This is a genomic window from Acinetobacter sp. AL9, from assembly GCF_041464035.1.
GTDB classification, from domain to species: Bacteria; Pseudomonadota; Gammaproteobacteria; order Pseudomonadales; family Moraxellaceae; genus Acinetobacter; species Acinetobacter towneri.
In genome coordinates, this window is sequence record NZ_JAYFSK010000001.1 from 63,853 (window position 1) to 86,937 (window position 23,085).

The 23,085-nt window shown below is 41.9% G+C and carries 22 protein-coding genes and 1 riboswitch; of the genes, 15 read left to right on the forward strand and 7 right to left on the reverse strand.

Going from position 1 to position 23,085, the window contains the following annotated elements; genetic code table 11:
- Position 1: 1 nt before the first annotated feature.
- The 5 genes from dksA to ACEO2X_RS00310 all read right to left on the reverse strand — a co-directional run bounded on the left by dksA (position 2) and on the right by ACEO2X_RS00310 (position 5,566).
- Complete coding sequence (dksA, locus tag ACEO2X_RS00290) at positions 2 to 529, reverse strand: RNA polymerase-binding protein DksA (RefSeq protein ID WP_004975725.1); 528 nt, start codon at positions 527 to 529, stop codon at positions 2 to 4.
- 212 nt (positions 530 to 741) lie between these two features.
- The gene (gene cpdA, locus ACEO2X_RS00295; protein ID WP_004975727.1) at positions 742 to 1,548 is read right to left on the reverse strand and encodes a 3',5'-cyclic-AMP phosphodiesterase; all 807 of its coding nucleotides are present in this window, start codon (positions 1,546 to 1,548) and stop codon (positions 742 to 744) included.
- Positions 1,549 to 1,558: 10 nt separating this feature from the next.
- Complete coding sequence (locus ACEO2X_RS00300; protein WP_004975729.1) at positions 1,559 to 2,179, reverse strand: NUDIX domain-containing protein; 621 nt, start codon at positions 2,177 to 2,179, stop codon at positions 1,559 to 1,561.
- A gap of 77 nt (positions 2,180 to 2,256) precedes the next feature.
- Positions 2,257 to 4,152 (reverse strand): phosphomethylpyrimidine synthase ThiC, encoded by a 1,896-nt coding sequence (gene thiC, locus ACEO2X_RS00305; protein ID WP_179988993.1) that lies wholly within the window; start codon positions 4,150 to 4,152, stop codon positions 2,257 to 2,259.
- Positions 4,153 to 4,254: 102 nt separating this feature from the next.
- Positions 4,255 to 4,402, reverse strand: a riboswitch (TPP riboswitch).
- A 99-nt stretch (positions 4,403 to 4,501) separates the two neighbouring features.
- Complete coding sequence (locus tag ACEO2X_RS00310) at positions 4,502 to 5,566, reverse strand: hypothetical protein (protein ID WP_371970910.1); 1,065 nt, start codon at positions 5,564 to 5,566, stop codon at positions 4,502 to 4,504.
- A 432-nt stretch (positions 5,567 to 5,998) separates the two neighbouring features.
- On the opposite strand from ACEO2X_RS00310, the gene ACEO2X_RS00315 reads away from it, so the two are divergent.
- A complete protein-coding gene (locus ACEO2X_RS00315) occupies positions 5,999 to 7,336 on the forward strand; it encodes a TolC family outer membrane protein (protein WP_371970911.1) in 1,338 nt (445 codons plus the stop codon).
- 450 nt (positions 7,337 to 7,786) lie between these two features.
- Complete coding sequence (gene phoU, locus ACEO2X_RS00320; RefSeq protein ID WP_004975736.1) at positions 7,787 to 8,509, forward strand: phosphate signaling complex protein PhoU; 723 nt, start codon at positions 7,787 to 7,789, stop codon at positions 8,507 to 8,509.
- Between the two features lie 526 nt (positions 8,510 to 9,035).
- On the opposite strand, the gene ACEO2X_RS00325 is transcribed toward phoU, so the two are convergent.
- Positions 9,036 to 9,308: an oxidative damage protection protein gene (locus tag ACEO2X_RS00325; protein WP_004975738.1), complete on the reverse strand. Its 273-nt coding sequence runs from the start codon at positions 9,306 to 9,308 to the stop codon at positions 9,036 to 9,038.
- Between the two features lie 14 nt (positions 9,309 to 9,322).
- Positions 9,323 to 10,753 (reverse strand): argininosuccinate lyase, encoded by a 1,431-nt coding sequence (argH, locus tag ACEO2X_RS00330; protein ID WP_171458207.1) that lies wholly within the window; start codon positions 10,751 to 10,753, stop codon positions 9,323 to 9,325.
- Between argH and ACEO2X_RS00335 the strand changes: the two genes are divergently transcribed.
- From ACEO2X_RS00335 to ACEO2X_RS00395, 13 genes are all read left to right on the forward strand, one after another.
- Positions 10,744 to 11,898: a sensor histidine kinase gene (locus ACEO2X_RS00335; protein ID WP_180169866.1), complete on the forward strand. Its 1,155-nt coding sequence runs from the start codon at positions 10,744 to 10,746 to the stop codon at positions 11,896 to 11,898. The two genes, argH and ACEO2X_RS00335, sit on opposite strands and share 10 nt — an antisense overlap.
- 70 nt (positions 11,899 to 11,968) lie before the next feature.
- Positions 11,969 to 12,709 (forward strand): LytTR family DNA-binding domain-containing protein, encoded by a 741-nt coding sequence (locus tag ACEO2X_RS00340; RefSeq protein ID WP_104852924.1) that lies wholly within the window; start codon positions 11,969 to 11,971, stop codon positions 12,707 to 12,709.
- Positions 12,710 to 12,831: 122 nt separating this feature from the next.
- Positions 12,832 to 13,752 carry a hydroxymethylbilane synthase gene (gene hemC / locus ACEO2X_RS00345; protein ID WP_371970918.1) on the forward strand — a complete coding sequence of 307 codons (921 nt, stop codon included), beginning with the start codon at positions 12,832 to 12,834 and terminating at the stop codon, positions 13,750 to 13,752.
- A gap of 21 nt (positions 13,753 to 13,773) precedes the next feature.
- On the forward strand, positions 13,774 to 14,553 hold the full coding sequence (locus tag ACEO2X_RS00350; protein WP_178318318.1) for a uroporphyrinogen-III synthase: 780 nt from the start codon (positions 13,774 to 13,776) through the stop codon (positions 14,551 to 14,553).
- Positions 14,550 to 15,386, forward strand: coding sequence for a hypothetical protein (locus ACEO2X_RS00355; protein ID WP_371970912.1), 837 nt, complete (start codon positions 14,550 to 14,552; stop codon positions 15,384 to 15,386). Before ACEO2X_RS00350 ends, ACEO2X_RS00355 begins: the two co-directional genes overlap by 4 nt.
- Positions 15,387 to 16,580 (forward strand): heme biosynthesis protein HemY, encoded by a 1,194-nt coding sequence (locus tag ACEO2X_RS00360; protein ID WP_371970913.1) that lies wholly within the window; start codon positions 15,387 to 15,389, stop codon positions 16,578 to 16,580.
- A gap of 9 nt (positions 16,581 to 16,589) precedes the next feature.
- Positions 16,590 to 17,021 carry an acyl-CoA thioesterase gene (locus tag ACEO2X_RS00365; RefSeq protein WP_371970914.1) on the forward strand — a complete coding sequence of 144 codons (432 nt, stop codon included), beginning with the start codon at positions 16,590 to 16,592 and terminating at the stop codon, positions 17,019 to 17,021.
- A 145-nt stretch (positions 17,022 to 17,166) separates the two neighbouring features.
- On the forward strand, positions 17,167 to 17,493 hold the full coding sequence (locus ACEO2X_RS00370) for an H-NS family nucleoid-associated regulatory protein (protein WP_004975751.1): 327 nt from the start codon (positions 17,167 to 17,169) through the stop codon (positions 17,491 to 17,493).
- A gap of 162 nt (positions 17,494 to 17,655) precedes the next feature.
- Complete coding sequence (gspN, locus tag ACEO2X_RS00375) at positions 17,656 to 18,396, forward strand: type II secretion system protein N (RefSeq protein WP_371970915.1); 741 nt, start codon at positions 17,656 to 17,658, stop codon at positions 18,394 to 18,396.
- Positions 18,396 to 19,235, forward strand: coding sequence for a type II secretion system protein N (locus tag ACEO2X_RS00380; RefSeq protein ID WP_004975757.1), 840 nt, complete (start codon positions 18,396 to 18,398; stop codon positions 19,233 to 19,235). The genes gspN and ACEO2X_RS00380 overlap by 1 nt, the downstream gene beginning before the upstream one ends.
- A gap of 60 nt (positions 19,236 to 19,295) precedes the next feature.
- Positions 19,296 to 21,551 carry a type II secretion system secretin GspD gene (gene gspD / locus ACEO2X_RS00385; protein WP_371970916.1) on the forward strand — a complete coding sequence of 752 codons (2,256 nt, stop codon included), beginning with the start codon at positions 19,296 to 19,298 and terminating at the stop codon, positions 21,549 to 21,551.
- A 69-nt stretch (positions 21,552 to 21,620) separates the two neighbouring features.
- Positions 21,621 to 22,271 (forward strand): FHA domain-containing protein, encoded by a 651-nt coding sequence (locus tag ACEO2X_RS00390; protein WP_179988988.1) that lies wholly within the window; start codon positions 21,621 to 21,623, stop codon positions 22,269 to 22,271.
- A gap of 61 nt (positions 22,272 to 22,332) precedes the next feature.
- The gene (locus ACEO2X_RS00395) at positions 22,333 to 23,004 is read left to right on the forward strand and encodes a phosphoglycolate phosphatase (RefSeq protein WP_004975764.1); all 672 of its coding nucleotides are present in this window, start codon (positions 22,333 to 22,335) and stop codon (positions 23,002 to 23,004) included.
- Positions 23,005 to 23,085 lie beyond the last annotated feature (81 nt).

Here is a 23,085-nt window from a genome sequence, read left to right on the forward strand (position 1 = left end):
ATTAACCGTTATTTTGCTTCTCTTTGATCTCTGCCAAAGTTTTGCAGTCAATACATAACGTTGCCGTTGGGCGTGCTTCTAAACGACGCAGACCAATTTCGATACCACAAGTTTCACAGAAACCATAGTCATCGTTTTTAATCGCTTCAATGGATTGTTCAATTTTACGAATCAATTTACGTTCACGGTCACGGGTACGTAATTCAATCGCAAATTCTTCTTCTTGTGTCGCGCGGTCATTCACATCAGGCAAAGCGGTATTTTCGTCTTGCATGGTGTTGAGTGTACGATCTACTTCTGACATTAACTCTTCTTTCCACGCCATTAAAATTTGACGGAAATGTTCGAGTTGTCCTTCAGACATGTATTCTTCATTCTTTTTCGGCTGATAAGGTGCAATACCAAATAAGCTAGCTGTAGAACCACCCTCTAAAGCCTTTGGCTTTGCCTTACGCACGCGTTTTGTAGCTTTTTCTTCTACAAGATCTGTTTGTTCGTCCAAGACTTGATTTTGGTTGTCATTCGCCATGTAGGGCATTCCTCATCATATGCGTAAGATTCATACGCGAAAAATATGGTGATATGCAAGTGTTTTTATCCACTCCCTCAGAAAGAATTCTCTCTTCGGGGGACGTCATCATATAGACTTTTTTTGATTATGGATAGTCTTTGATGTTTGGATGTGTTATCGCATTTTTTCGTTGAAGGCATAAAGTAAAGCAAAAAAAATAAAATGGAAAGTTAATAACCTGAAATTTCAAAATTTATTTGTTGTGTGACATGCTCAACCCGATGCACTTGGGTGCTAAAACTGCCATCTGCATTCAAATGTAACACACGGTAACCCGGTGCCTCAGGCCCAAGCGCAAAGTGCTGGCTATGTGGTTTAAATTGCACGCAGGTCGAAGGCGTAGAGTAAAATTGAATCCCTTGCCATTCATTTAATGAGTCTTGATGCACATGCCCACACAGCACCAATTTGACATTGTTGTGGCGTGCCAATACATCAATTAAGGCTTCGGTATTTTTAAGTTTGTGCTGATCTATCCAGTGCGATTGCATATCAAAAGGATGGTGATGACAGGCAATAATCACCTGCTGCTGCGCATGTTGCTGTAAAAGCTGATCTAACTGCTGTAATTGTGCTGCGTCCATCCAGCCATCAATCCGACCTTTAACCGCAGTATTCAGTAAAATGACACTCCAATTGCCCAACTCAATTGCATGAACTTGATTGGACTGTAAATGGAATGGAAAAACCGCGGCATCATCATGATTGCCCGGAATCTGGAAATGCGGCGTATTCAAAGTCTGCATAAACTGCAAATAACGCTGATAGGTTTCAGCAACAGGGATTTGTGCTAAATCGCCTGTATGGAAAATAGCATCGAGCTGCGGATATTGCTGTTGAATATCGTGCATTACCGCGTGAAAGCTGCGTTCAGGATTCATGTGCACAAACTCTAAATCTTCCTGATTCATGAGGTGCGTATCTGAAATTTGTACAATTGTCCAGCGTTGCTGGTGATTGTTTGAGAATAAAGTCATGCCTGACCCCTTAGACATCCTTCACGGTTTTAATTTGTTGTTGTAACCATTGCAATGCCATAATGACAGGTGCGTTTTTTAGCCGACCATTGGTCAGCAAGTTTGGAATTTCCTGATAATCAAGAATGTGTAATTGAATATTCTCTCCTTCATCTGGCATACCAAACACGCCACCTTCCTGTGGTAACGTGGTGCTCGCACTATATAAGTGGAACAATTCTGCGCATGCACCCGCAGATGGATAAAAACTGAATAAATGTTGTAATTCTTTTAATTCACAGCCCGATTCTTCCAAAGCTTCACGACGAATGCAACTTTCAGGTGATTCATTGCCATCTAGCACGCCTGCAATCACTTCGAGTTGCCAAGGCGAGTCGCAATCATCAATTGCACCAATACGGAATTGTTCAATCAGGGCAAATTTTTGTTGTGGTGCATCATAAATGAGTACCCCAGCCGCTTCAGGGCGTTGAATGAGTTCACGCTGAAGGACTGGGGTATATGTAGTTTGATTAAACAAGCGATGGCTCAGGCTGACTTTTTCAACCTGAATAAAACCACGATACAGGTATTCACGTTGGTGAATCTGTGCATCGTGTTGTCCATAAGTTGCTTGTTGAATAATCTTCATAAATTCTCATCAGGATGAGCAAAGCATAATTTCATCCTAACTGAGATTTTATTGAATACAAACGCTTTTTAAACAAATTAGAGCTTATGGTATAATTTTTGACCATGTTCCTGATAAGCGGTTTTCATGGCTTTGAGACCTGATTCGACCTCTGCATCTACTTGCTCCGTTTTGTTCGCAGCATTTTGATTTTGTGCATAATCTCTCACGTTTTGCGTGATTTTCATCGAACAGAACTTTGGTCCGCACATTGAACAGAAGTGTGCAGATTTATGCGCTTCTTTTGGCATGGTTTCATCATGCATGCTGCGTGCGGTATCTGGGTCAAGGCTCAGGTTAAACTGATCTTCCCAGCGGAATTCAAAACGTGCTTTAGATAAGGCATTGTCACGTGCTTGCGCGCCCGGATGTCCTTTGGCAAGGTCAGCCGCATGTGCTGCAATTTTATAGGTGATGATGCCGTCTTTGACGTCTTTTTTGTTCGGTAAGCCTAAGTGCTCTTTAGGTGTCACATAGCACAACATTGCAGTACCGTACCAACCAATCATCGCTGCACCAATTGCAGAAGTAATATGGTCATAACCTGGTGCAATATCCGTGGTTAATGGGCCGAGTGTATAGAATGGTGCTTCTTTACAGACTTCAAGTTGCAAGTCCATATTTTCTTTGACCATGTGCATTGGTACGTGCCCCGGGCCTTCAATCATCACTTGCACATCATGTTCCCAAGCGCGGTGAGTCAATTCACCCAAAGTTCGCAGTTCGCTGAATTGTGCTTCATCGTTGGCATCTTGAATACAACCCGGACGTAAACCATCACCTAAGCTGAACGATACATCGTAAGCTTTCATGATTTCGCAGATTTCATCAAAGTGTGTGTAAAGGAAGTTTTCTTCATGATGCGCCAAACACCATTGCGCCATGATTGAACCGCCACGCGATACAATACCTGTTAAGCGATTGGCCGTGAGTGGTACATAACGCAATAACACGCCTGCGTGAATGGTGAAGTAATCCACACCTTGTTCAGCCTGTTCAATCAGCGTGTCTTTAAAGATTTCCCAAGTGAGGTCTTCGGCAATGCCGTTTACTTTTTCTAGTGCCTGATAAATAGGTACAGTACCAATTGGCACAGGCGAGTTGCGGATAATCCATTCACGGGTTTCATGGATGTTTTTACCTGTCGATAAATCCATGATGGTATCTGCGCCCCAACGGGTCGCCCAAGTCATTTTCGCGACTTCTTCATCAATACTTGAACCCAGTGCCGAGTTACCAATATTGGCATTGATTTTGACCAAGAAGTTGCGACCAATAATCATTGGCTCACATTCTGGGTGGTTAATGTTGGCAGGAATAATTGCACGGCCTTCAGCCACTTCCTGACGTACAAATTCAGGCGTGATTTCAGTTAAGTTTTTAGCCCCAAAGTTTTGCCCTGGATGCTGACGCATATCGACACCTTCGCGTTGGCGTTGGTTTTCACGAATGGCGATATATTCCATTTCAGGGGTAATGATGCCTTGTTTGGCATAGTGCATTTGGGTGACGTTTTTACCCGCTTTGGCACGACGCGGCTTTTGAATATGGGCAAAACGAATCTCTGCAGTACGAATATCGCGTAAACGCTCTTGACCAAAGGCTGAGCTGAGGGTTTCTAGTTTTTCGGTGTCTTGGCGCTCTTCAATCCAGCTGTCGCGGATGTTCGGCAAGCCTTTGTTCAGATTAATTTCAACATTTGGATCGGTATATACACCTGAAGTGTCATACACCATGAGCGGTGGATTGTGCTCACCGCCTAAACCTGTTGGAGTGTCGGTCAGTTCAATTTCACGCATTGGCACCTGAATGTCTGGGCGTGAGCCTTGAATATAGACTTTTTTCGATGCAGGCAAAATGCGGGTTAAATCTTTGGCATCTTGCTCGTGTTGAGCAGAAATGTCAGCAGGGGATAGATTCGTTAATTGGTTCATTGCAATGATCCTGAAGAATGAAATCAACGAATCAAGCACGACCAAAAACATTGCAATTGAGTTGTTGAAACTTTAATAGTTCAACATTAACCGTGTGGCGGGGTTTTTAGGTGGCTTGATTCCTACGCAGGTTTTAACCTGATCAGGTTCAACGGTACTTGGGTTTAAATCTGTGTTGCAGACCTTTGGGCAAACAACAAAGAATGGACACAATCTCAGCGAGGAATTACTCGCGCTCCGTCAAGCTGTATAAATAGTAGCACGTTGTTGGTATAAAAGCAGGCTTCGCGCGGCTTTTATTCTTTGATGCCTAATGACAAGTATTTGAGCTTTAAGCGACTTTGGATAATTAGCGAGTAATACAAACGGCATCACTAAAACAATCGCGTTTTGCATGGATGGAGATGTTCTTTAAATTTAAATATTGATGCAACTGTGCATGTACTAAAGCATCATCGCCATATTCACGCTGTTCACGTGCAGTGGGCTGTGCTGCAATTTCAGTGAGTCGTTGTTCACTGCTCATGTGTAAAAAGGCAAGGAATTTACGCGCTTGCTGTGCTAAGGGAGATTTTTGCAACTTTGCCAGTTTTTTAATTTCAAATAATACGGCAGGTTGGATACTGTATTCATCGACATAATCCTGAGAAACAGGACTGTTGACTGTGCCTTTAAACAGCAGCAAGGCATACACTTCGGCTAGATAACGTGCATCCCGTATAAAGTGACTTTTAGGATAACGCTGTACGTAATCTTCCCAAAATAAGGCGCGTTCAATCAAATCGGCAGCATCAAGGGTGAGTCCACCATCACGCAGGCTGTGCTGCATATTGTCATTGGCCATTCTTTCAATAAAAATCTGCTCGGCATCGGGCATGTAAGGCGCAAAAATAATGGCTAAGTATTGCGGGCTTCGACGATAAACCAACTGTGCTTCACCTGCATCGTATAGCTCTAAATAGGCTTGTCCCTTATGTTTCAATAAATATTGATCACGCAAGGCAAAGTTTTCAAAATGACTTTGCTGAATGGTCGGATGCTGTGCCATATCAAAAGCGTGTTGGTCAAAGGCAGCTTGTTCTGCAGCGCTGCGTTCTACATGCAAAAAGCGTTGATACATTTGGGTCGAAAGATTGAGCAAATTTAATTGCTCATTCAAAGGCAGCAAGGGTAGGCAGACTTTTAAATCCTGATTAATTTGTTCTAGCGCAAACGTGGTGCGGGTATTGTCAATTTGCTGCATATTGTGCTGAATATTTTCACACATTTGGGTCAAATCCACAGGCTCGCTGGCACTGGCCTGTACCTTTGGTGGTTCAGCTACGGGAGGTGTATCTGAATTTTGGCAGGCGAGCAAATACAGACAACTGCCAAGCAGTAGGGCAAGTTTACTGGCGCGAAGAAATTTAACCATTACAGCAATTCAACATGAGTATTCATTCATCATCTAGTGCCTTCATTTAGGCACTATGGATTCCAAAAATTCAAAATGAGTCATTCATACCAAAATTCTAAATTTAAAATATCCGCTGTGAGGCACACGGTTTTAGAAGCTTGGGTCGAAGGACGAGGGGAGAGCTTGCATTGTAAAGTCAAAGCCACGGAGTAAATTGTAGTATTCTGCTAGAGTTTGGTTACATGCCTGTGAGTAAGTACCACTTTATGCAGCGATTGTTAGCACGTGTATGGCTTTGCTTAATTATTGCAATGAATTGAAATAATATGAAAAATTATCAAAATTAATGAAAATCATACGAAAAAAATGCAAATTCGCTTTAGTATGGGCGGTGTAAAAATACATTGCAGTAGGATTGACGAAATTACAGAGTGGGTTGATCGAAAAATAATGAAAAAAATGATGTTAGTGACATGCTTATGTTGGATGAGTTCAAGCGCTTTTGCTTTGGATTTAATGCAAGCCTATCAGCGTGCTCAAAATAGCGATCCGACTTGGCGCGCACAGCAATTAGAATATCAGGCCGATCAATTAAATTTAGGGCTTGCGCAAGGCAATTTACTGCCAACTGTGACTCTGTCGGGCAATATCACCCGTAAAATTCAGGAAATGAGTCGAGTCAATATTGCCAGTTCCTCGCCAGAGCTTTTAAGCAGTTCATCTTCAACTTCACGTCAAGTCGCGTTAACAGCACGTCAGCCTTTATTTCGTTGGGATGCTTGGCAAGCCCTGAAACAAGTCAAAACCTCGTTAAGCCTGAGTGAAGTCACCTTACGTTTACAACAACAGCAACATATTTTGAATGTATCAGAAGCGTATTTTAATGTGCTGAGACAGCAGTCTTTAACAACAGCATATTTACAAGAAGAAAAAGCTTTGTTGGAACAGCTCAATATGATGAATGCCAAACTGCGTGAAGGTTTGGTGGCTAAAAGTGAAGTCAGTGAAGCCAATGCGCAATATCAAAATGCACGAGCGAACAGGATTGGAACACATGTGCAGTTGGTTTTGGCACAAGAGCAGTTGGCACAATTGATTGGGCCATATCAAGAAAGTTTGGCAGTTTTGCGAGATGACTTTCAATTTCAAAAACCTGTGCCTGAAAGTTTAGAGGCATGGTCGCAATTGGCACAAACTCAAAATTTGGCTATTCAACAGGCACGTTTGCAGCGACAATATGCCGAAGATGCACGTCGGGTTGAACAAGCAGCACGTTATCCGCAGGTAGAAGCTGTGGGCAGTTATGGTTATGCCAAACAAAGCCCTGAAAGTATCATGTCGCCCGATGGTCAGTTCGACCAGGTCGGGATTGAAATGAACTGGAATGTGTTTAGCGGTGGGCGGGTCAATAAAAATGTGCAAAAAGCAGTGGTTTTGGTACAAAAATCTGAAGCCGAGCTAGATGCAGCAATCCGTAAAGCCAATACCGATGTGAAACAGGCATATTTACAAGTCGAAACTGATCAAGCCAAATTGCAGGCGCGACAGGCTGCAATGAGTTCAGCAGATTTAGTGGCACGAGCATCCAAAGCGCAATATCAGGAAGGTTTAAAAACCATGGTGGATGTACTGTTGGCACAGCGTAACGCCTTTTCTGCCAAGCAGGATTATCTCAATGCACAGTATGACTATTTGAAGCATGTGTTACAGTTGAAAGCAGCCGTTGGGCAATTGACTGAACAAGATGTGCAGGAAATGAATGCTTGGTTGATTCGGAAAGCCATATAGGGTCTGTTGACATTTCATAAATGGCTTGCGCTGTAGGCTAAAACTGAGCAGATCAGGCATGAAACGCAGGGAATAGCGAGACTATTGCCAAGTTTCATAACGCAATCTGAGAAAGTTTTAGCCACATGAGCAAGAACAAAGCGTTGCTTTGTTTGCTGCGCAAGGGGGCGAGCATATTTTTGCTACTATTGCTTTATGAGTCAGTCATTTAGAATGACTAAATTTCCTGTCCCATGCCTTATATCAGCTAAAAAATATGCGTTGCCGCAAACATAGACGAAATGTCAACAGACCCAAGTCATTTTGTCATCTGAATGGCTTATGCTGTTTAAAGACAGAAACGATCAGACTTGAGAGTTTGGTGAGAAAATGTCATAAAAACGTCATCATTGCTGTGCTTTAATATTCAATCATTGCGTCAGTCTATCCTTTTGTTGTGGAGTGTATTCCTTGAGTACGAATAATCCTGTGTTAAGTCACCATATTTCTTCTCAGTTCAATGAAGATTTGCAGGATGTAAATACCAAATTTATGGCCATGGGTGGTTTGGTAGAGCAGCAGGTTGCCAACTCGATTCACGCACTCTTGGATACCGATGCAGCCTTGGCGGTAGAAGTTCAGTTCCAAGACAATGTTGTCAATCGCATGGAAACCGAAATTGATGAAGCCTTAACGTTGATTTTGGCGCGTCGTCATCCAGCCGCAATTGATTTGCGTATGGTGATTGCCATGTCTAAAGCCAATACTGACTTAGAGCGTATTGGTGATGAAGCTGCAAAAATTGCCCGTATTGCCCAAAACTTATGTGAAGAAGGTGGTTCGCCACGCGGCTATATGGAAACACGTCATATTGGTAACCAAGTGCGTGTCATGATTCACGATGCACTGGATGCTTTTGCACGTTTAGATGTCGATCAAGCACTGCGTGTTTTACTTGCCGATGCCGATATTGACCGTGAATATCAATCTGCAACACGTACTCTAATGACGTATATGATTGAAGATCCGCGTCATATTTCACGTGTGATTAATGTGATGTGGGTGTTACGTTCATTAGAGCGTATTGGTGACCACGCACGAAATATTTCAGAACAAGTGATTTATATGGTCAAAGGTTTTGACGTACGTCATACCAGCGTCAAAGAAATTGAAGAAAAAGTACAGGAACGCTAAGTTCAGCTTTTTTGAATATTCAGCCTCATCTAATGATGGGGCTTTTTTTATGGCTTGAAACAGCCGAAATTTTGGATAAAAAAAATCTCAGACTTTGGGGGAAATCTGAGATTGAAATCGGGGATATTTATTATAGTGAGAGATAATTGCTTATCTCCTTGAAAATAAGTATAGGAAAATCACACTCAAGAATCATGTGGTTTATTGTAGTGGAATGTAGCGTTTTATATACAAATGTATTTTTAAATTACATTATTTTTAGTGTGATTATTTTTAAAACTATTGTCTTTAAAATCAATAATTAATCTATTCTTGAGTGTTTTGTTGTGACTGTGTATTATACGTTTCAATCGAGAAATAAAAATAGGAAGTCAGCTTAACTTTTTGAATCTATTTTCATTTATTTAAAACATTGTTGCTGCAATCTATAATCAAAAATGGAATAAAAAAAGAGCCTTCGTAAAGACTCTTTTAATGATAATGCGAACAAGGTTTGAATTTTCTAAAATGAAAAACAGTACTTGGATTAGTTTTGAGGTTTTAAGCCTTCTGCGACTTCCAAGCTGGCATCATTGTTGAGAAACTTCTCACGTTGTTCTTCCAAAAACTTTTTCGCTTCAGGTTCAAACACATTTAAACGCTTTTCATTAATGAGCGTAGTTTGGTGTTTGAGCCATTCCTGCCAAGCCTGTTTAGATACCGTTTCAAGTAATTCTTGACCTTTAGCACCCGGAAAAGGAGCGAAATCCATCGCTTCCATGTCGGTTTGATATTTACGACAAAATACTTGTTTAGACATCTCTCACTTCCTGATTATGCATAAAGTTGAGCAAGACGTGTTTGAGCACGTTCAATTGCCGCTGCAACTTGTGCAGGCGCTGTACCGCCAATATGATCACGTGCATTTACAGAGGCTTCAAGGGTCAGTGCTTTTTCAAATACATCAGCTTGAATTAAATCTGAGAATTGCTGTAATTGTTCTAGGCTAAGTTCAGACAAGTCTTTGCCTTCTTGTACGCCCAATGCTACGGCTTTACCTACAATTTCATGTGCATCGCGGAATGCCACGCCATTTTTTACTAAGTAATCTGCAAGGTCAGTTGCCGTAGAGAAACCACGTAATGCAGCTTCACGCATTTCTGCAATGTTTGGTACTAAAGCAGGAATCATATCGGCAAATGCCATGAGCGAGCCGCGCACGGTATCAATGGCATCAAACAAAGGTTCTTTGTCTTCTTGGTTGTCTTTGTTGTAGGCAAGCGGTTGACCTTTCATCAGGGTCAACAGGCTCATTAAATCGCCATAAACACGACCTGTTTTACCACGCACCAATTCAGGCACGTCTGGGTTTTTCTTCTGCGGCATAATGGATGAGCCAGTGCAGAAACGGTCTGGAATATTCACAAATTTGAACTGTGCCGATGTCCATAAAATCAGTTCTTCAGACATACGCGACAAGTGCATCATAATTAAAGATGCAGCAGCGTTAAACTCAATCCCGAAATCACGGTCTGATACAGCATCTAACGAGTTTTCAGATACAGCTTCAAAGCCCAACAATTCTGCGGTAAAAGCACGGTCAATTGGGTAAGTGGTACCTGCCAAAGCAGCAGAACCCAAAGGCATACGATTAACACGTTTGCGGCAGTCAATTAAACGCTCAGAGTCACGTACCAACATTTCAAACCACGCCATAAGGTGATGACCAAAAGTCACAGGCTGTGCGGTTTGTAAATGAGTAAAACCAGGCATAATGGTGTGGGTGTTTTTGGCTGCCAAGCTTAAAATGCCGTGTTGTAATTTTTTTAATAATTCTAAAATGGCATCAATTTCGTCACGGACATACAAACGAATATCGGTTGCTACTTGGTCGTTACGGCTACGACCTGTATGTAATTTTTTACCTGTAATACCAATACGCTGAGTAAGGCGTGATTCGATGTTCATGTGAACATCTTCAAGGTCAATACGCCATTCAAATTGACCTGCTTCAATTTCAGCCTGAATGGTATTTAAACCTTGGATAATATCGTCACGCTCTTCAGTCGTAAGTACGCCTACTTTGGCAAGCATCGTTGCATGCGCAATTGAGCCAGCAATATCTTGTTTATAAAAGCGTTGGTCAAATTGAACAGATGCTGTAAATTCAGCAACAAAAGCATCAGTCGCTTCAGAGAAACGACCGCCCCACATACCCGAAGTTTGGGCTTGTGACGGATTTGAGGAATTAGAAGATGTGGTCATATCGGCTCAATAAAGTAAAAAGCGGTGATTTGGACAAGAGTATAACAAATTCAGATTCACTTGCCGAAGAACAAGCCAATCAAACTTATGCTGATACGCAGGCAGAGCAACATGAGCTGTATTTTTTTACGAAAATAGGGCGTTGGCAATATCTAATTGAATTATTTATTGGCAGTAATGCTTTGGCAATGGTCTTGGCATTGGCTGAAGCACAAGGCTGGCATGGCTTAAGTTTTGCTCGGGTGCTGCAATACGTGCTCTATATTAATTGGGTGGTGTTGTGTTTTGCGGCCTTGGTGGAGTTTTTTCAGGCGCGTTTTTTACGCATGGGCTTGAGTTTATCTTTTTTGGTCAGTTTTTTGCTGCTGCAAGGCATCGTGTTGCTGACCACACTCAGTTTAAATACCTTGTTGCATTTTGGGCAAAACTTTCATCTACAGCAATTTGGTATAGATGATCTGTTACATGGCGTTGGACTGCATTTGAGTTATGGCGTGTTATTGGGCGCATTTTGCTTTCGTTATATTTATGTACGTGAACAGGCGATTCAGCAACGGCATAGTGAATTACAAGCGCGGGTACATGCCATGCAGGCGCGTATTCACCCACATTTTTTATTCAACAGCCTCAATAATGTGATTAGTCTCATTGCCATAGATCCCGATAAAGCCGAGCAAATGTTGCTCAATTTGTCGCGTTTATTTCGTGCCAGTTTGCAAGAATTAAAACTGGTTAGCCTGAAAGATGAGATCGAACTTTGCCAGCGATATTTAGACATAGAACAAATTCGTTTGGGTGATCGGTTGGCGGTAGAATGGAAAATTGAACAACCGCAACTGCTCAGTCAGGTACAAATTCCGTTATTAACTTTACAACCCTTGCTAGAAAATAGTATTTTTCATGGAGTTGAAAAAGTTTTAGCAAAGAGTACGATAAGTATATTGATCGAAATATTGCAAAACCAAGTCAATATTGTCATTACAAATCCGTATGTCAGCGATAAAATAAATTTAAGATCTGGACATGGGATTGCACTGCAAAACGTGGAACAGCGCTTAAAAGCGTATTATGGGCGCAGTGTTACTTTCAAAAATTATGCGGGGAATGGTATGTACACGACTGTGTTGCAATATCGCTATAAATAAAAAAACTTGTGATTGTTCTGATTTTTCTTAACTTGATAAAAATAAAGTATTCAACTGAAAAGGAGGGGAAATGGACATCCTAATTTGTGATGATGAGCCTCTAGCTAGAGAGCGATTATCACGTTTGGTCACTCAACTGGGGCATCATGTGGTGGCAACGGCAGCTCATGGGCAACAGGCGATTGAACTGGCGGATGAACATCAGCCGGATGTCATATTATTAGATATTCAAATGCCGGGAATGGATGGTCTAAGTTGTGCTCAACATTTGCGTGAGCTTGACCCTATGCCAGCCATTGTGTTTTGTACCGCTTATGATGAACACGCACTTGATGCGTTTAAATCCAATGCGGAAGGCTATTTGTTAAAACCGATAATGCAACAGGAATTGCAACAGGTTTTAGATCATTTAACAAAACTCACGCAAGCGCAGATGAGTCATTTAAAACAAAAAGAAAATATGGACGAATTAAAAATAAAACGTCACCAAATCGCGGCGAAAACCTATCGCGGTGTAGAATTGGTGCCAATAGAAAATATCTACTATTTTTTAGCTGATCAGAAATATGTCACGGTGCGTCATAAAAATGGCAGTGTCCTGATTGATGAAACGCTGAAAGATTTAGAAACCGAGTTTGGTGATCAGTTTATTCGGATTCACCGAAATGCCTTGGTCTCGATTCAGTTTTTGGAGGGGCTAGAAGTGGTCAATTCAGGACAGTATCAGGTACGTTGCCGTGAGCTAGATGAGCGTTTGGCTGTTAGCCGACGACATTTGCCTTTATTGCGAGAACGCATCCAAAAACTCTAATTTGTCAGCATCATCGCAGATGAATACGCAACAGATTGATAAATCGGCAAAGAAATAGACTTGCATTTTTAGGGGATCAGGTTAAGTTTAGATGAACTTATTTATCTTGCTTAGCCACTATGATGAAAACCCTGAAAATTGCAACTCGACAAAGCCCGCTTGCGTTATGGCAGGCTGAACACATTCGTGCCCGCTTAGAGGCGATGCATGCCGATTTAACTGTTGAGTTGGTGACCTTTGTCACACAGGGCGATAAAATTTTAGATACCCCATTGGCAAAAATTGGGGGGAAGGGCTTATTTGTCAAAGAATTAGAAGCCGCTTTAATGGATGGGCGTGCCGATTTAGCCGTACATTCTATGAAAGATGTACCCATGGCATTGCCTGAAGGTCTGAGCTTGGCGGTCATTTGTGAGCGTGAAGACCCACTCGATGCCTTTGTGTCGAATCACTATGCCAGTTTTGCAGATTTACCACAGGGCGCTAAAGTTGGAACCTCAAGCTTGCGCCGTAAATGCCAAATTTTAAAAGCACGTCCAGATTTAGAGATTATTGATTTACGTGGCAATGTGGGTACGCGCTTGTCTAAGCTAGATGATGGTCAGTATGACGCGATTATTTTAGCCAGTGCAGGATTAAAGCGTTTGGGCTTGGCAGAGCGTATTCGTCATACCATTCAGCCTGATCTGAGCTTACCTGCTGTTGGGCAAGGCGCTTTAGGTTTGGAGTGTCGTAGCCAAGATCAGGCGGTATTGGATTTGATTTTACCGTTGATGGATGCAGACACCAATGTGTGTGTACGTGCGGAACGTGCCTTTAATGCCTATTTGGAAGGTGGTTGTCAGGTGCCAATTGCAGGCTACGCAACTTTGCAGAATGGTCAGTTGCAGATTGAAGGTCGTGTTGGTAGTGTCGATGGGCAAACCATTCTTAAAGCTGTGCAATATGGCGCACCTGAACAGGCTGAAATGCTAGGTGAAGAATTGGCAAAAGCTTTATTGGCACAAGGTGCGGGTGAATTGCTCAAAGCCTTGTATCAATAATTCATATTGCACCAGAAGCCCATGCTCTTCATTAATACCCGACCTCAAGATCGTGCAGAGGCCTTAACTCAGGCTTTGCAACAACAGCATATTGAGGTCATTGATTTGCCCTTGTTGCAGCTTTCTGCACAGCCGTGGTCGGAGCAACTGGCTAATTTATATGCCCAGTTGCCTCACACGCATATTATTGTGGTGGTTAGTCCGACTGCTGTCGATATTGGGATGCAATATTTAGCCCGAAGCCAAATATCATTGCAGGATTTGCAGCATATACGTTGGGTGGCTGTGGGCGAAAAAACTGCAGAAGTTTTAAGTGGATATGGTCTTTACAGTGAAGTCCCACAGGTTGAAACTTCCGAAGGGATGCTGAGTTTGCCGTGTTTGCAAAATTTGAAAGTCGGCACACAAATTGCCTTTTGGCGTGGTGTGGGCGGTCGGCAATTTATGATGCAAACACTACTTGATCAGGGGATGCAGATCCATAATTTTGTGTTGTATCGACGGGAGTGTCCTGCCAGTTCTATTGAAAAAATGCAGGCAGTACGCGCGCGTTTAATACAATCTTCAGAATTTATCATGATGATCAGCAGTGAAGCCAGTTGGTTAAACTGGCTAAGCTTAATTCAGCGGGATTTCGATCTACTGAACAAAGGTCATTATTGGGTATTGGGTGATCGTTTAGAGAAAATTTTGCTCGATTATCAAACGCAGCATCATACAAAATATAACGTATTCAAGTTGACCCATTTAAAAACAGAATTAATATTGCACCACATGATGCGCATGCAAGGAAAACTATGAAAAAACTGGTTGTGATAGTGGTGTTGATCGCTTTGGTCTGGATCGTTAAATTAAGTTTTGATGTGATGCAAGTCTCGACGCAACAACAGCAACTCAGTCAAAGTTTGCATTTTGTAGAAAAAAATATTGCCAATTTAAATGATCAATTGGTGGCTTTGCAGCGCCGTAATTATACACAAGGTGCAGCAGAACAGCCCGCAGTATCCAGCGCTGTGCCGCAAGTAGATGCTATTCAACCAATGGAGATGGTGGCGCAGCAATTGGACTTGGTGGAATTTTCTTTACAGCAACAGCAATTTCACTATGCAACCGAAATGCTGGCAAATTTAGACCGTGAGTTAAACGAATATGCTTTAGCGCCAGCTTTGAAACAAAGTTTGCACCAAGTTATTCAGCAAGATCAGAAACAAATTCAACAATTTATAACAACACGCGATGCGCAATATCAACAAGTGAGTCAGTTGTTACAACAGTTAGATCAACACATAAAACAGCAAGTTCAACAACCTGAGCTGAACCCTGCCGATGTCGATGATCGTTATTTTTGGCAAAAATGGCTGAGTATTGAATCAGCCAAGCAACCTGCAACACAGTTGATGCAGCGCCAGATTATTTTAAAAGAGGCACAATTGCGTCTATTGCTGGCTCGACAAATCTTTATGCAAGGTCAATATGTGCAATATCAACAAGAAGTGAATGACATTATTCAGTTATTACAACAATTGCCTGATCAGAAAGCACAGCAATTGGTTCAGCAATTAGAAAAAATTAGAAACTTAAATATCGTTCCAACGCCAAGTTTAAAAACGCGTGCTTTATTGGGAGCGGTATAAATGAAACAGATTTTACTCGCCTATGTAGTGGTCAGTATTGTACTGGTCGCTTTGCTGAGCGTACTGAGTTATGGGTATGGTTCAGGCTATGTTTATGTGTATTGGCGCGAATGGCAATTGCAAACCAATATTTGGTTGTTGTTGTTCTTTTTCTTGTCGATTAGTGTTTCGCTACAAATTTTATGGTTGTTGTTAAAGCGCTATTTTAGCCGTGAACAGCGTAAGGTTGAAACAGTATTTAACTTTAAAAATCTGCATCCATATGAGCAATTGGCGGTCATTTGGTTGCTAGATGCTGCAGAAGATCAACACCAGTTTATTCGACAGGTGTTTGCCCAGTCAGGTTTGCTCAAAGGAGTGATGGAAGCACGTATGCACTCCATCCAACAGCAATATCCGCAAGCGTTGGCTGCCTTAAATCAAAGCAGTGCCATGGCGTTTGAGTTGGCAGAAATACAGCGTATTGAAATTTATTTAGCGCAGCAACAACCTGAACAAGCTTTGACGCATTTAGAGTTTTTGAATCAGCACGAATTATCGCCGTGGTTATTTAAAGTCAAAACGGCTTATCAAAAACGTTTAATTGCCTTGTGGGGCGAATTTGCCACGCAATATCCTTGGCATTATTTACGTTCGACCAAATACGGGCATTTAGATGCAGACACCAAGCAAAAGTGGCTGACTGAGTTATTAACCCAATTTGAGCAGGCTGATGCAGAAAATTTACAGGCTTTGCAGCAGCGTTATAGTGATTTAAGTGAGCAGATTTTCAGTCAGTCTTATGCCATTCAGGTGTTGTGGTTGAAGTTATTGTCGCGTCTGCCTGATTTGGCCGCACAACATGAACGTCTTGCGGTACAGATGTTGAGTGAACAGTTTAATCAGGAAGTGTTTTATTTATGGTTCCAACATCAGTTGTTAAAACAGCAACCTGATTATGCAAAAATTGAACAGCAAATAAATCTGTGGGAACAGAAATACCCTGCATTACCTGTATTTAGTTTTGCCAAATGGCATATTTTTACAGCAACAGCGCGTTATTCAGAAGCCGAGCAATTACTGGATTTATATCCTGAACACGTATTAATGAGTTATTTAAGAGTTAAATCTAATTTAAAAGATCAGCCTGAATTATTAAAACAGTTAAATTTAATCTTTGAAAATAATTCTAATTTTGTCGAAATTAAAATTTAAGGGTGAGTTGTGTTAACACTAGCAGATTATCCAATTGTTTTTGAGCAGCGTGTTGCATGGGGAGATATGGATGCTTTTGGGCATGTCAATAATGTGATCTATTACCGTTATATTGAAAGTGCGCGTTTATATTATTTAGACCATTTAAAAATTTTACAGCAAGATGTTTTGACTGTGATTGCCTCAAATCAGTGCAAATATATACGTCCTGTGGTTTATCCTGATATTTTAAAAATTGGCGTTCGGGTAGAAGAATTGCGTAATAGTGCCATGCGTATGCATTATTTAATCCACAGTGAAGCACAGCAAATGGTGGTGGCAGAGGCAGATGCGGTGATTGTATGTGTAGATCGCGTCAATATACAAAAAACCTTAATCCCTGAAAATGTACGCGCGGGTATTCATAAAATAGAAAAAACCGTACAGCATATTCTTGATTAAATCTTAATAATCAGTTCATAATATGTCCGACTGTTATTTATATGTAGAGTAGTAGATTTTTTATTGACGCTTCGGTTTGATAAAAATAGAATGAATCTGCTTAATTTAATAACTGAATATAAAAAGCATAGTTTTTGGAGTAAGTATGATGCCTGATATTAGCAATTTGTCTGTAGAACAGTTAAAGCGTTTACAAGCTGAAGCGGAGGCATTAATTGCCACGAAAAAAGATCAAGCGATTGAAGATGCCTATAATCAAATTTTAGCGATTGCAGACAATTTGGGTTTAAGCATTGAGCAGATTTTGGAAGTTGGCGAAAGCAAGCGTAAGAAAAGCCCGCGTAAAACAGTAGCGCCACGTTATCGTAGCAAAATCAATTCTACAGATACTTGGACTGGTCGTGGTAAAAAACCACGCTGGTTAGTCGCTGAATTAGAAAAAGGCGCAAAACTTGAAGATTTTCTAATCTAAGCTTCATCAATTTGTCATTGATTTGACTTGGAGTTCAAAAACCAAGCAATACGGCTTGGTTTTTTTATCTGTATCAATTGGCGACGCCGAAAAAGTGTGCATAATGTGTGAGTGTTATAAAAAGTCATTCATAGAAAAATTAGTAAGGTTGGTCGTGGTGGCATGATAAAGAAACCCAAATACATCACGTGGTGGATTTTCGCCCTCATTGCATCTTTGTTTTTTGTGTTATTACAAATTCCAGCAGCGTGGTTAATTTCAAAATTTTATAAAAATAATCAGACCTTACATAATGTGAGTGGCAATATCTGGAAGGGACAAGCCGATTGGCACAATGGACAGTTACGTGGTTCTTTAAGTTGGAATACACGTCCTTTAGATTTGGTTTTATTGCGTGTCGCTGCCGATGTTGAAGTACACAGTGGTAATACTATACTCGAAGGCATTGTTGGCTATCGTTTTGGTAGCGTCTTGGTGCAATCTTTAGATGGGCAAGTTGCGCCAGAAACCTTAAAAAGTATTGTGGATTGGCAGTGGCCAAGTAATGCGATTCAACTCAAAGACATTCATTTGAATTTTAAAAAACAGCAAGGCTTCACCAAAGCCAAAGGACAACTGCAGTGGGCGGGTGGCGAATTGCTGTATCGTTTTGCTCAGCGCCAAGACCGTATGAATATCCCTGCGTTAAAAGGCAGTTTGTCCGATGAAAATGGCAAACTGTTATTTGATATTCGCGATCAACGTGAACAAAAAATGCTGAATATTGCGCTTGATCAAAGCTTGATGCTAGATGTGCAACTCACGCAACGCTTATTGATGAATATCGCCTCTTATGAAGGCAAAGCGGGCTTAGATACCTATGTGATCAGCACTCGCCAACCTCTATTAAAAGGAGGTTTCTAATGCGTACACTCTCTGAACGATTAGGGAATTTGCACTGGAAGCAGTTTGATCGTGCTGCGCCAGTATTTTTAGCTTTTTTGATTTTGTATCTGTGTTGGAAACTGGCGAGTTTATTTTGGTGGGTTGTTGCGCCGCCCCAAGTCATGCAAATTGATCGGGTGGAGTTGGGTTCACAGCAACCACAAATCCCGAATATTACCTCCTTTGCATTGTTTCAAGAACTTGGGCGCAGCAACACTGCCGATGATCAATTAAATATGACTTTGCAAGGTGTAGTGGTTGGGCAGCCGAGTCAGTTTTCTTCTGCGGTCATTAAAGTGAATGAGGTGGCAGAGCGTTACCGTGTGGGTGATGTGATTGATTTGAGTCAGTACCAATTGGCAGAAGTCTACTGGGATCGGGTGATTTTACGTCATAGCAGTGGCGCGACGCGTGAAGTATTGTTTAAAGGTATTGAAAATGGTTTAAATCAACCTATCGCACCTTTAATTCCAAGTGGTAATCAAGCTCCTGTAACTGCACCTACGCAGTCCGCACAACCGAATAATGCCATTGGACAGGCAGTGCAGCGCATACAGGAAGATCGCGAACAATACTTAAAAGAGATGGGTGTTGAAGCAAATACGGGCAATGGTTATGAAGTCACTACACGTACGCCTGCCGCTTTAAGAAATAAACTGGGTTTACAGCCAGGTGACCGTATTTTGTCTTTAAATGGTCAAAACGTTGGGCAAGGGCAAAGCGATGCACAATTGCTTGAACAGGCACGTCGTGAAGGTCAAGTGAAATTAGAAATAAAACGTGGTGATCAAGTGATGACCATACAACAAAATTTTTAAATGGATCGGCATCGTAACTACATGCAGAGACATATTTAGGGTTAGGAAACACAGTAGATTATGGCTTTATTGAATTATGAGCGTCCATTTTGGGCATTACTGGCTGCTGCACCGCTTGTTGCAATGGTGAGTACTGCAAGTCATGCGCAAACCTGGAAAATTAATTTACGTGATGCGGACTTAACTGCATTTATTAATGAAGTGGCCGATATTACGGGCAAGAACTTTGCAGTCGATCCGCGTGTGCGTGGCAATGTCACGGTGATTTCCAACAAAGCCCTGAATAAAAATGAAGTCTATGACCTGTTTTTAGGCGTATTGAATGTGAATGGTGTGGTGGCAATACCATCAGGCAATACCATTCGCCTTGTACCTGACAGCAATGTAAAAAGCTCAGGCATTCCCTATGATGGTCGTCAAAATGCGCGTGGTGACCAAATTGTAACGCGAGTGATTTGGCTAGAAAATACCAATGCCAATGACCTGATTCCTGCTTTACGTCCGCTCATGCCGCAGTTTGCGCATTTGTCTGCGGTCGGGGGCACCAATGCTCTAATCGTGTCTGATCGTGCCAGTAACATTTATCAGTTAGAAAGCATTATTCGTAACCTAGATGGTACGGGGCAAAATGACATTGAAGCGATTAGCCTGCAATCCAGTCAAGCCGAAGAAGTCATTGGCTTGCTTGAGTCGATGAGTTCGACAGGGGCAGCGAAAGATGTTAAAGGTTCGCGTGTGCGTATTGTGGCGGACAACCGTACCAATCGTATTATCATCAAAGGCGATACCGCAACACGTAAACGCATTCGTCAAATGATTGAAATGATGGATGTGCCTGCGGCAGATCGTTTGGGTGGTTTGAAGGTTTTTCGCTTGAAATATGCCAGTGCACAGAATTTAGCAGAAATATTGCAAGGTCTGGTTTCAGGACAGGCGGTGAGCAGCAGCTCTAATGCAAATAGCAACAGTAACAACAACAGTGCTAGTAATTTAAGCAGCACCAATAACAACACAGGTAATTCATCGACTATTTCCACCCCAAGTATTAATTTGGGTGGCAGCTCGAATAGCAACAATCAAAACAACATCACCAGTTTTAATGGTAATGGTGTCAGTATTATTGCCGATGGCTCGCAAAATGCTTTGGTGGTCAAAGCCGATCCGCAGTTGATGCGTGAAATTGAATCGGCCATTCAGCAACTAGATACCCGTCGTCAACAAGTGTTGATTGAAGCTGCGATTATAGAAGTGGAAGGTACCGATGCCGACCAATTGGGTGTGCAGTGGGCATTGGGCGATTTAAGCAGCGGTATCGGTCTAATTAATTTTGACAATATTGGTGCAAGTTTAAAAAATGTTGCTGCAGGCTATTTAACTGGTGGTGCAGCAGGCGCAGGCAGTGCGATTGGTGCAGGTACGTCATTGGTGTTGGGTGATTATCGTGAAGGTCGTGATGGTTCACGCAAGCTATATGGTGCGATGATTCAGGCCTTGAAGGAAAAAACCAAATCCAATTTATTGTCTACGCCATCTATTGTGACCATGGACAATGAAGAAGCCTATATTGTGGTTGGTGAAAACGTTCCTTTTGTAACAGGTTCATTATCTACCAATGGTGGTGTGGCAAATCCGTATAGCACTATTGAACGTAAAGATGTCGGGGTTACTTTAAAAGTCGTGCCACATATTGGTGAAGGCGGAACACTACGCTTGGAAGTTGAACAAGAAGTGTCAGATGTCAAAGCCAATAAAGGTCAGGCGCAGGATTTAGTCACCAGCAAACGCGCAATTAAAACTTCTATTTTGGCCGAGCACGGACAAACCATTGTCTTAGGTGGCTTAATTTCTGATAACTCGGTTTATAGTCGTCAGGCTGTGCCAGGTTTGGGTGCTATTCCAGGGTTGGGGCGTTTATTCCGTTCCGATGGTCAATCTAATCAAAAACGTAATTTATTGATTTTTATTCACCCAACCATTGTGGGAGATAGTCAGGATATTCGCCGTATTTCGCAGCAGCGTTATAGCCAATTGTATAGCCTTCAGTTGGCAATGGATGCCGATGGTAGCTTTGCTAAACTGCCTGAGAATGTTAGCGATGTTTATCAGCAGCGTTTGCCTGTATCTCGAGTTGCGCCGCAAACAGGAACTTATCAAACCTTACCATCAGCAGTGTCTGCAAACCGCACAGCAACGGTGGTGAGCACCCCTGTTGCGATTGAGCCTGCGGTACAGCGCCAAAACGTAGTTTTGCCGCAGCAGGAAGTCAGCAAAACTAAAAATACAGTCACTACGACCACAATTCGCGCTACACCTTAATCGTATCCTGCGCAGATTGTGGTTGAGGGCATGTTATGATGTCGCCAAATCACACGAGAGAAGTTATTTATGACTTGGAAAATACAAGCAATTAGCGGTGAATTTACTGGCCAAGAAATTAGTATCGACCGTGATATGTTGGTGGGGCGTCATCAAAGTGCAGATTTGGTGCTGCAATCGGCAGAAATTTCACGTAAACATGCGGCTTTTTTACTTAAAGAGCAAGCGCTGTATGTGCAAGATTTAAATTCTTCCAACGGCACTTTTGTAAATGATTTACGCATTGCCGATGAAACCTTACTTAAAGAAGGTGATATCGTCCAATTTGCCAGCTTAAAGTTTTCAGTATTTGCGCCTGCGGTTGAATTGGAACATGCGGCAGATATCGCCGAAACTGCTGAAAAAGTCACAGCACAAACAGAAAAAACACCTGCACAGCAAATGAACGAGCAGGGAATGCCTGAATTGAATCAACGTGACAGTTCTGTGCAATTAAACCGTGATGGTATGCCGCAAGGCGTGGCAGTACCAAAACCAGCACCTATTCCAGAAGGCGTGGATATTCATGCAGTTCCAGCAGAGCCAACACCTGTGTCTGTCGAGCAGCCTGTTTCTCGTGTGGAACAAGAGAAAGAACAGCAAAAAAATGCTTCTGTTGGCTTGATTTCACTGATTGTCTTGGTGATTTTGGCAGTTTTGGCTTGGCTATTGTTTAAATAAGCAGCCTTTGCTTTACAATCAAGGCATGCGATCGCATGCCTTTGTTCATTTAGGGGGAAGAATGTCTATTGCTCAGCTTGATACACGTCAAGTCATTTTATTTGATTTAGATGGCACTTTGGTCGATTCTGCGACAGATTTATACCGCGCCATGAACATGAGTTTAAATGCACTGCAACTGCCTTTGGTAACACTGGAACAAGTGCGAACTTGGGTGGGGAAGGGAACTGCGGTATTTTGCAATAGTGTCTTATCGCACTTAATGGGCGAAGTTCATCCTGAACAGCAACAACAGCTACTGAACACCTTCTTAGAAATTTATAATGCCGATCCGTGTATCGACACACAACCATTCCCGGGCATTATTGAATTTTTGGACTGGGCAAAAGCACAACAAAAAACCTTAGTTTGTGTGACCAATAAACCTGAACTACCTGCTCGTGCCATTGTTGAAGCATTAGAGATGCAACACTATTTTGCTGATGTGATTGGTGGAGATCGCTTTGAGGAGCGTAAACCACACCCGCGTCAATTGCTGCATTGTGTTGAACATTATCAAGTGGAGAAGTCTCAAGTCTTGATGATTGGTGATTCTTCTAATGATGTTGAAGCCGCGCGTCGAGCGGGGATTGATTGTATTGTGGTCAGCTACGGTTATAATCATGGTGAGCCGATTGCCAATTGTCAGCCGCAACAAATTGTGGATAATTTAACTGAATTGTTAAATATTTAAGATTCAAAAATCAAATAATTTTACGCTAATTGCTATAAAGGATATCAATATGAGTCAGGCTGTAATGCCCATATTTCGATG

Excerpts from the sequence above, each read along its gene's own strand:
- hemC (WP_371970918.1), top strand. The coding sequence starts at position 12,832 with ATGAAAACCCTGAAAATTGCAACTCGACAAAGCCCGCTTGCGTTATGG.
- ACEO2X_RS00370 (WP_004975751.1), top strand. The coding sequence starts at position 17,167 with ATGATGCCTGATATTAGCAATTTGTCTGTAGAACAGTTAAAGCGTTTA.
- ACEO2X_RS00315 (WP_371970911.1), top strand. The coding sequence starts at position 5,999 with ATGAAAAAAATGATGTTAGTGACATGCTTATGTTGGATGAGTTCAAGC.
- argH (WP_171458207.1), bottom strand. The coding sequence starts at position 10,753 with ATGACCACATCTTCTAATTCCTCAAATCCGTCACAAGCCCAAACTTCG.
- gspN (WP_371970915.1), top strand. The coding sequence starts at position 17,656 with ATGATAAAGAAACCCAAATACATCACGTGGTGGATTTTCGCCCTCATT.
- thiC (WP_179988993.1), bottom strand. The coding sequence starts at position 4,152 with ATGAACCAATTAACGAATCTATCCCCTGCTGACATTTCTGCTCAACAC.
- dksA (WP_004975725.1), bottom strand. The coding sequence starts at position 529 with ATGGCGAATGACAACCAAAATCAAGTCTTGGACGAACAAACAGATCTT.
- ACEO2X_RS00360 (WP_371970913.1), top strand. The coding sequence starts at position 15,387 with ATGAAACAGATTTTACTCGCCTATGTAGTGGTCAGTATTGTACTGGTC.
- cpdA (WP_004975727.1), bottom strand. The coding sequence starts at position 1,548 with ATGACTTTATTCTCAAACAATCACCAGCAACGCTGGACAATTGTACAA.
- ACEO2X_RS00310 (WP_371970910.1), bottom strand. The coding sequence starts at position 5,566 with ATGGTTAAATTTCTTCGCGCCAGTAAACTTGCCCTACTGCTTGGCAGT.
- ACEO2X_RS00325 (WP_004975738.1), bottom strand. The coding sequence starts at position 9,308 with ATGTCTAAACAAGTATTTTGTCGTAAATATCAAACCGACATGGAAGCG.
- ACEO2X_RS00395 (WP_004975764.1), top strand. The coding sequence starts at position 22,333 with ATGTCTATTGCTCAGCTTGATACACGTCAAGTCATTTTATTTGATTTA.
- ACEO2X_RS00300 (WP_004975729.1), bottom strand. The coding sequence starts at position 2,179 with ATGAAGATTATTCAACAAGCAACTTATGGACAACACGATGCACAGATT.
- ACEO2X_RS00390 (WP_179988988.1), top strand. The coding sequence starts at position 21,621 with ATGACTTGGAAAATACAAGCAATTAGCGGTGAATTTACTGGCCAAGAA.
- ACEO2X_RS00355 (WP_371970912.1), top strand. The coding sequence starts at position 14,550 with ATGAAAAAACTGGTTGTGATAGTGGTGTTGATCGCTTTGGTCTGGATC.
- ACEO2X_RS00380 (WP_004975757.1), top strand. The coding sequence starts at position 18,396 with ATGCGTACACTCTCTGAACGATTAGGGAATTTGCACTGGAAGCAGTTT.
- ACEO2X_RS00335 (WP_180169866.1), top strand. The coding sequence starts at position 10,744 with ATGTGGTCATATCGGCTCAATAAAGTAAAAAGCGGTGATTTGGACAAG.
- gspD (WP_371970916.1), top strand. The coding sequence starts at position 19,296 with ATGGCTTTATTGAATTATGAGCGTCCATTTTGGGCATTACTGGCTGCT.
- ACEO2X_RS00350 (WP_178318318.1), top strand. The coding sequence starts at position 13,774 with ATGCTCTTCATTAATACCCGACCTCAAGATCGTGCAGAGGCCTTAACT.
- ACEO2X_RS00340 (WP_104852924.1), top strand. The coding sequence starts at position 11,969 with ATGGACATCCTAATTTGTGATGATGAGCCTCTAGCTAGAGAGCGATTA.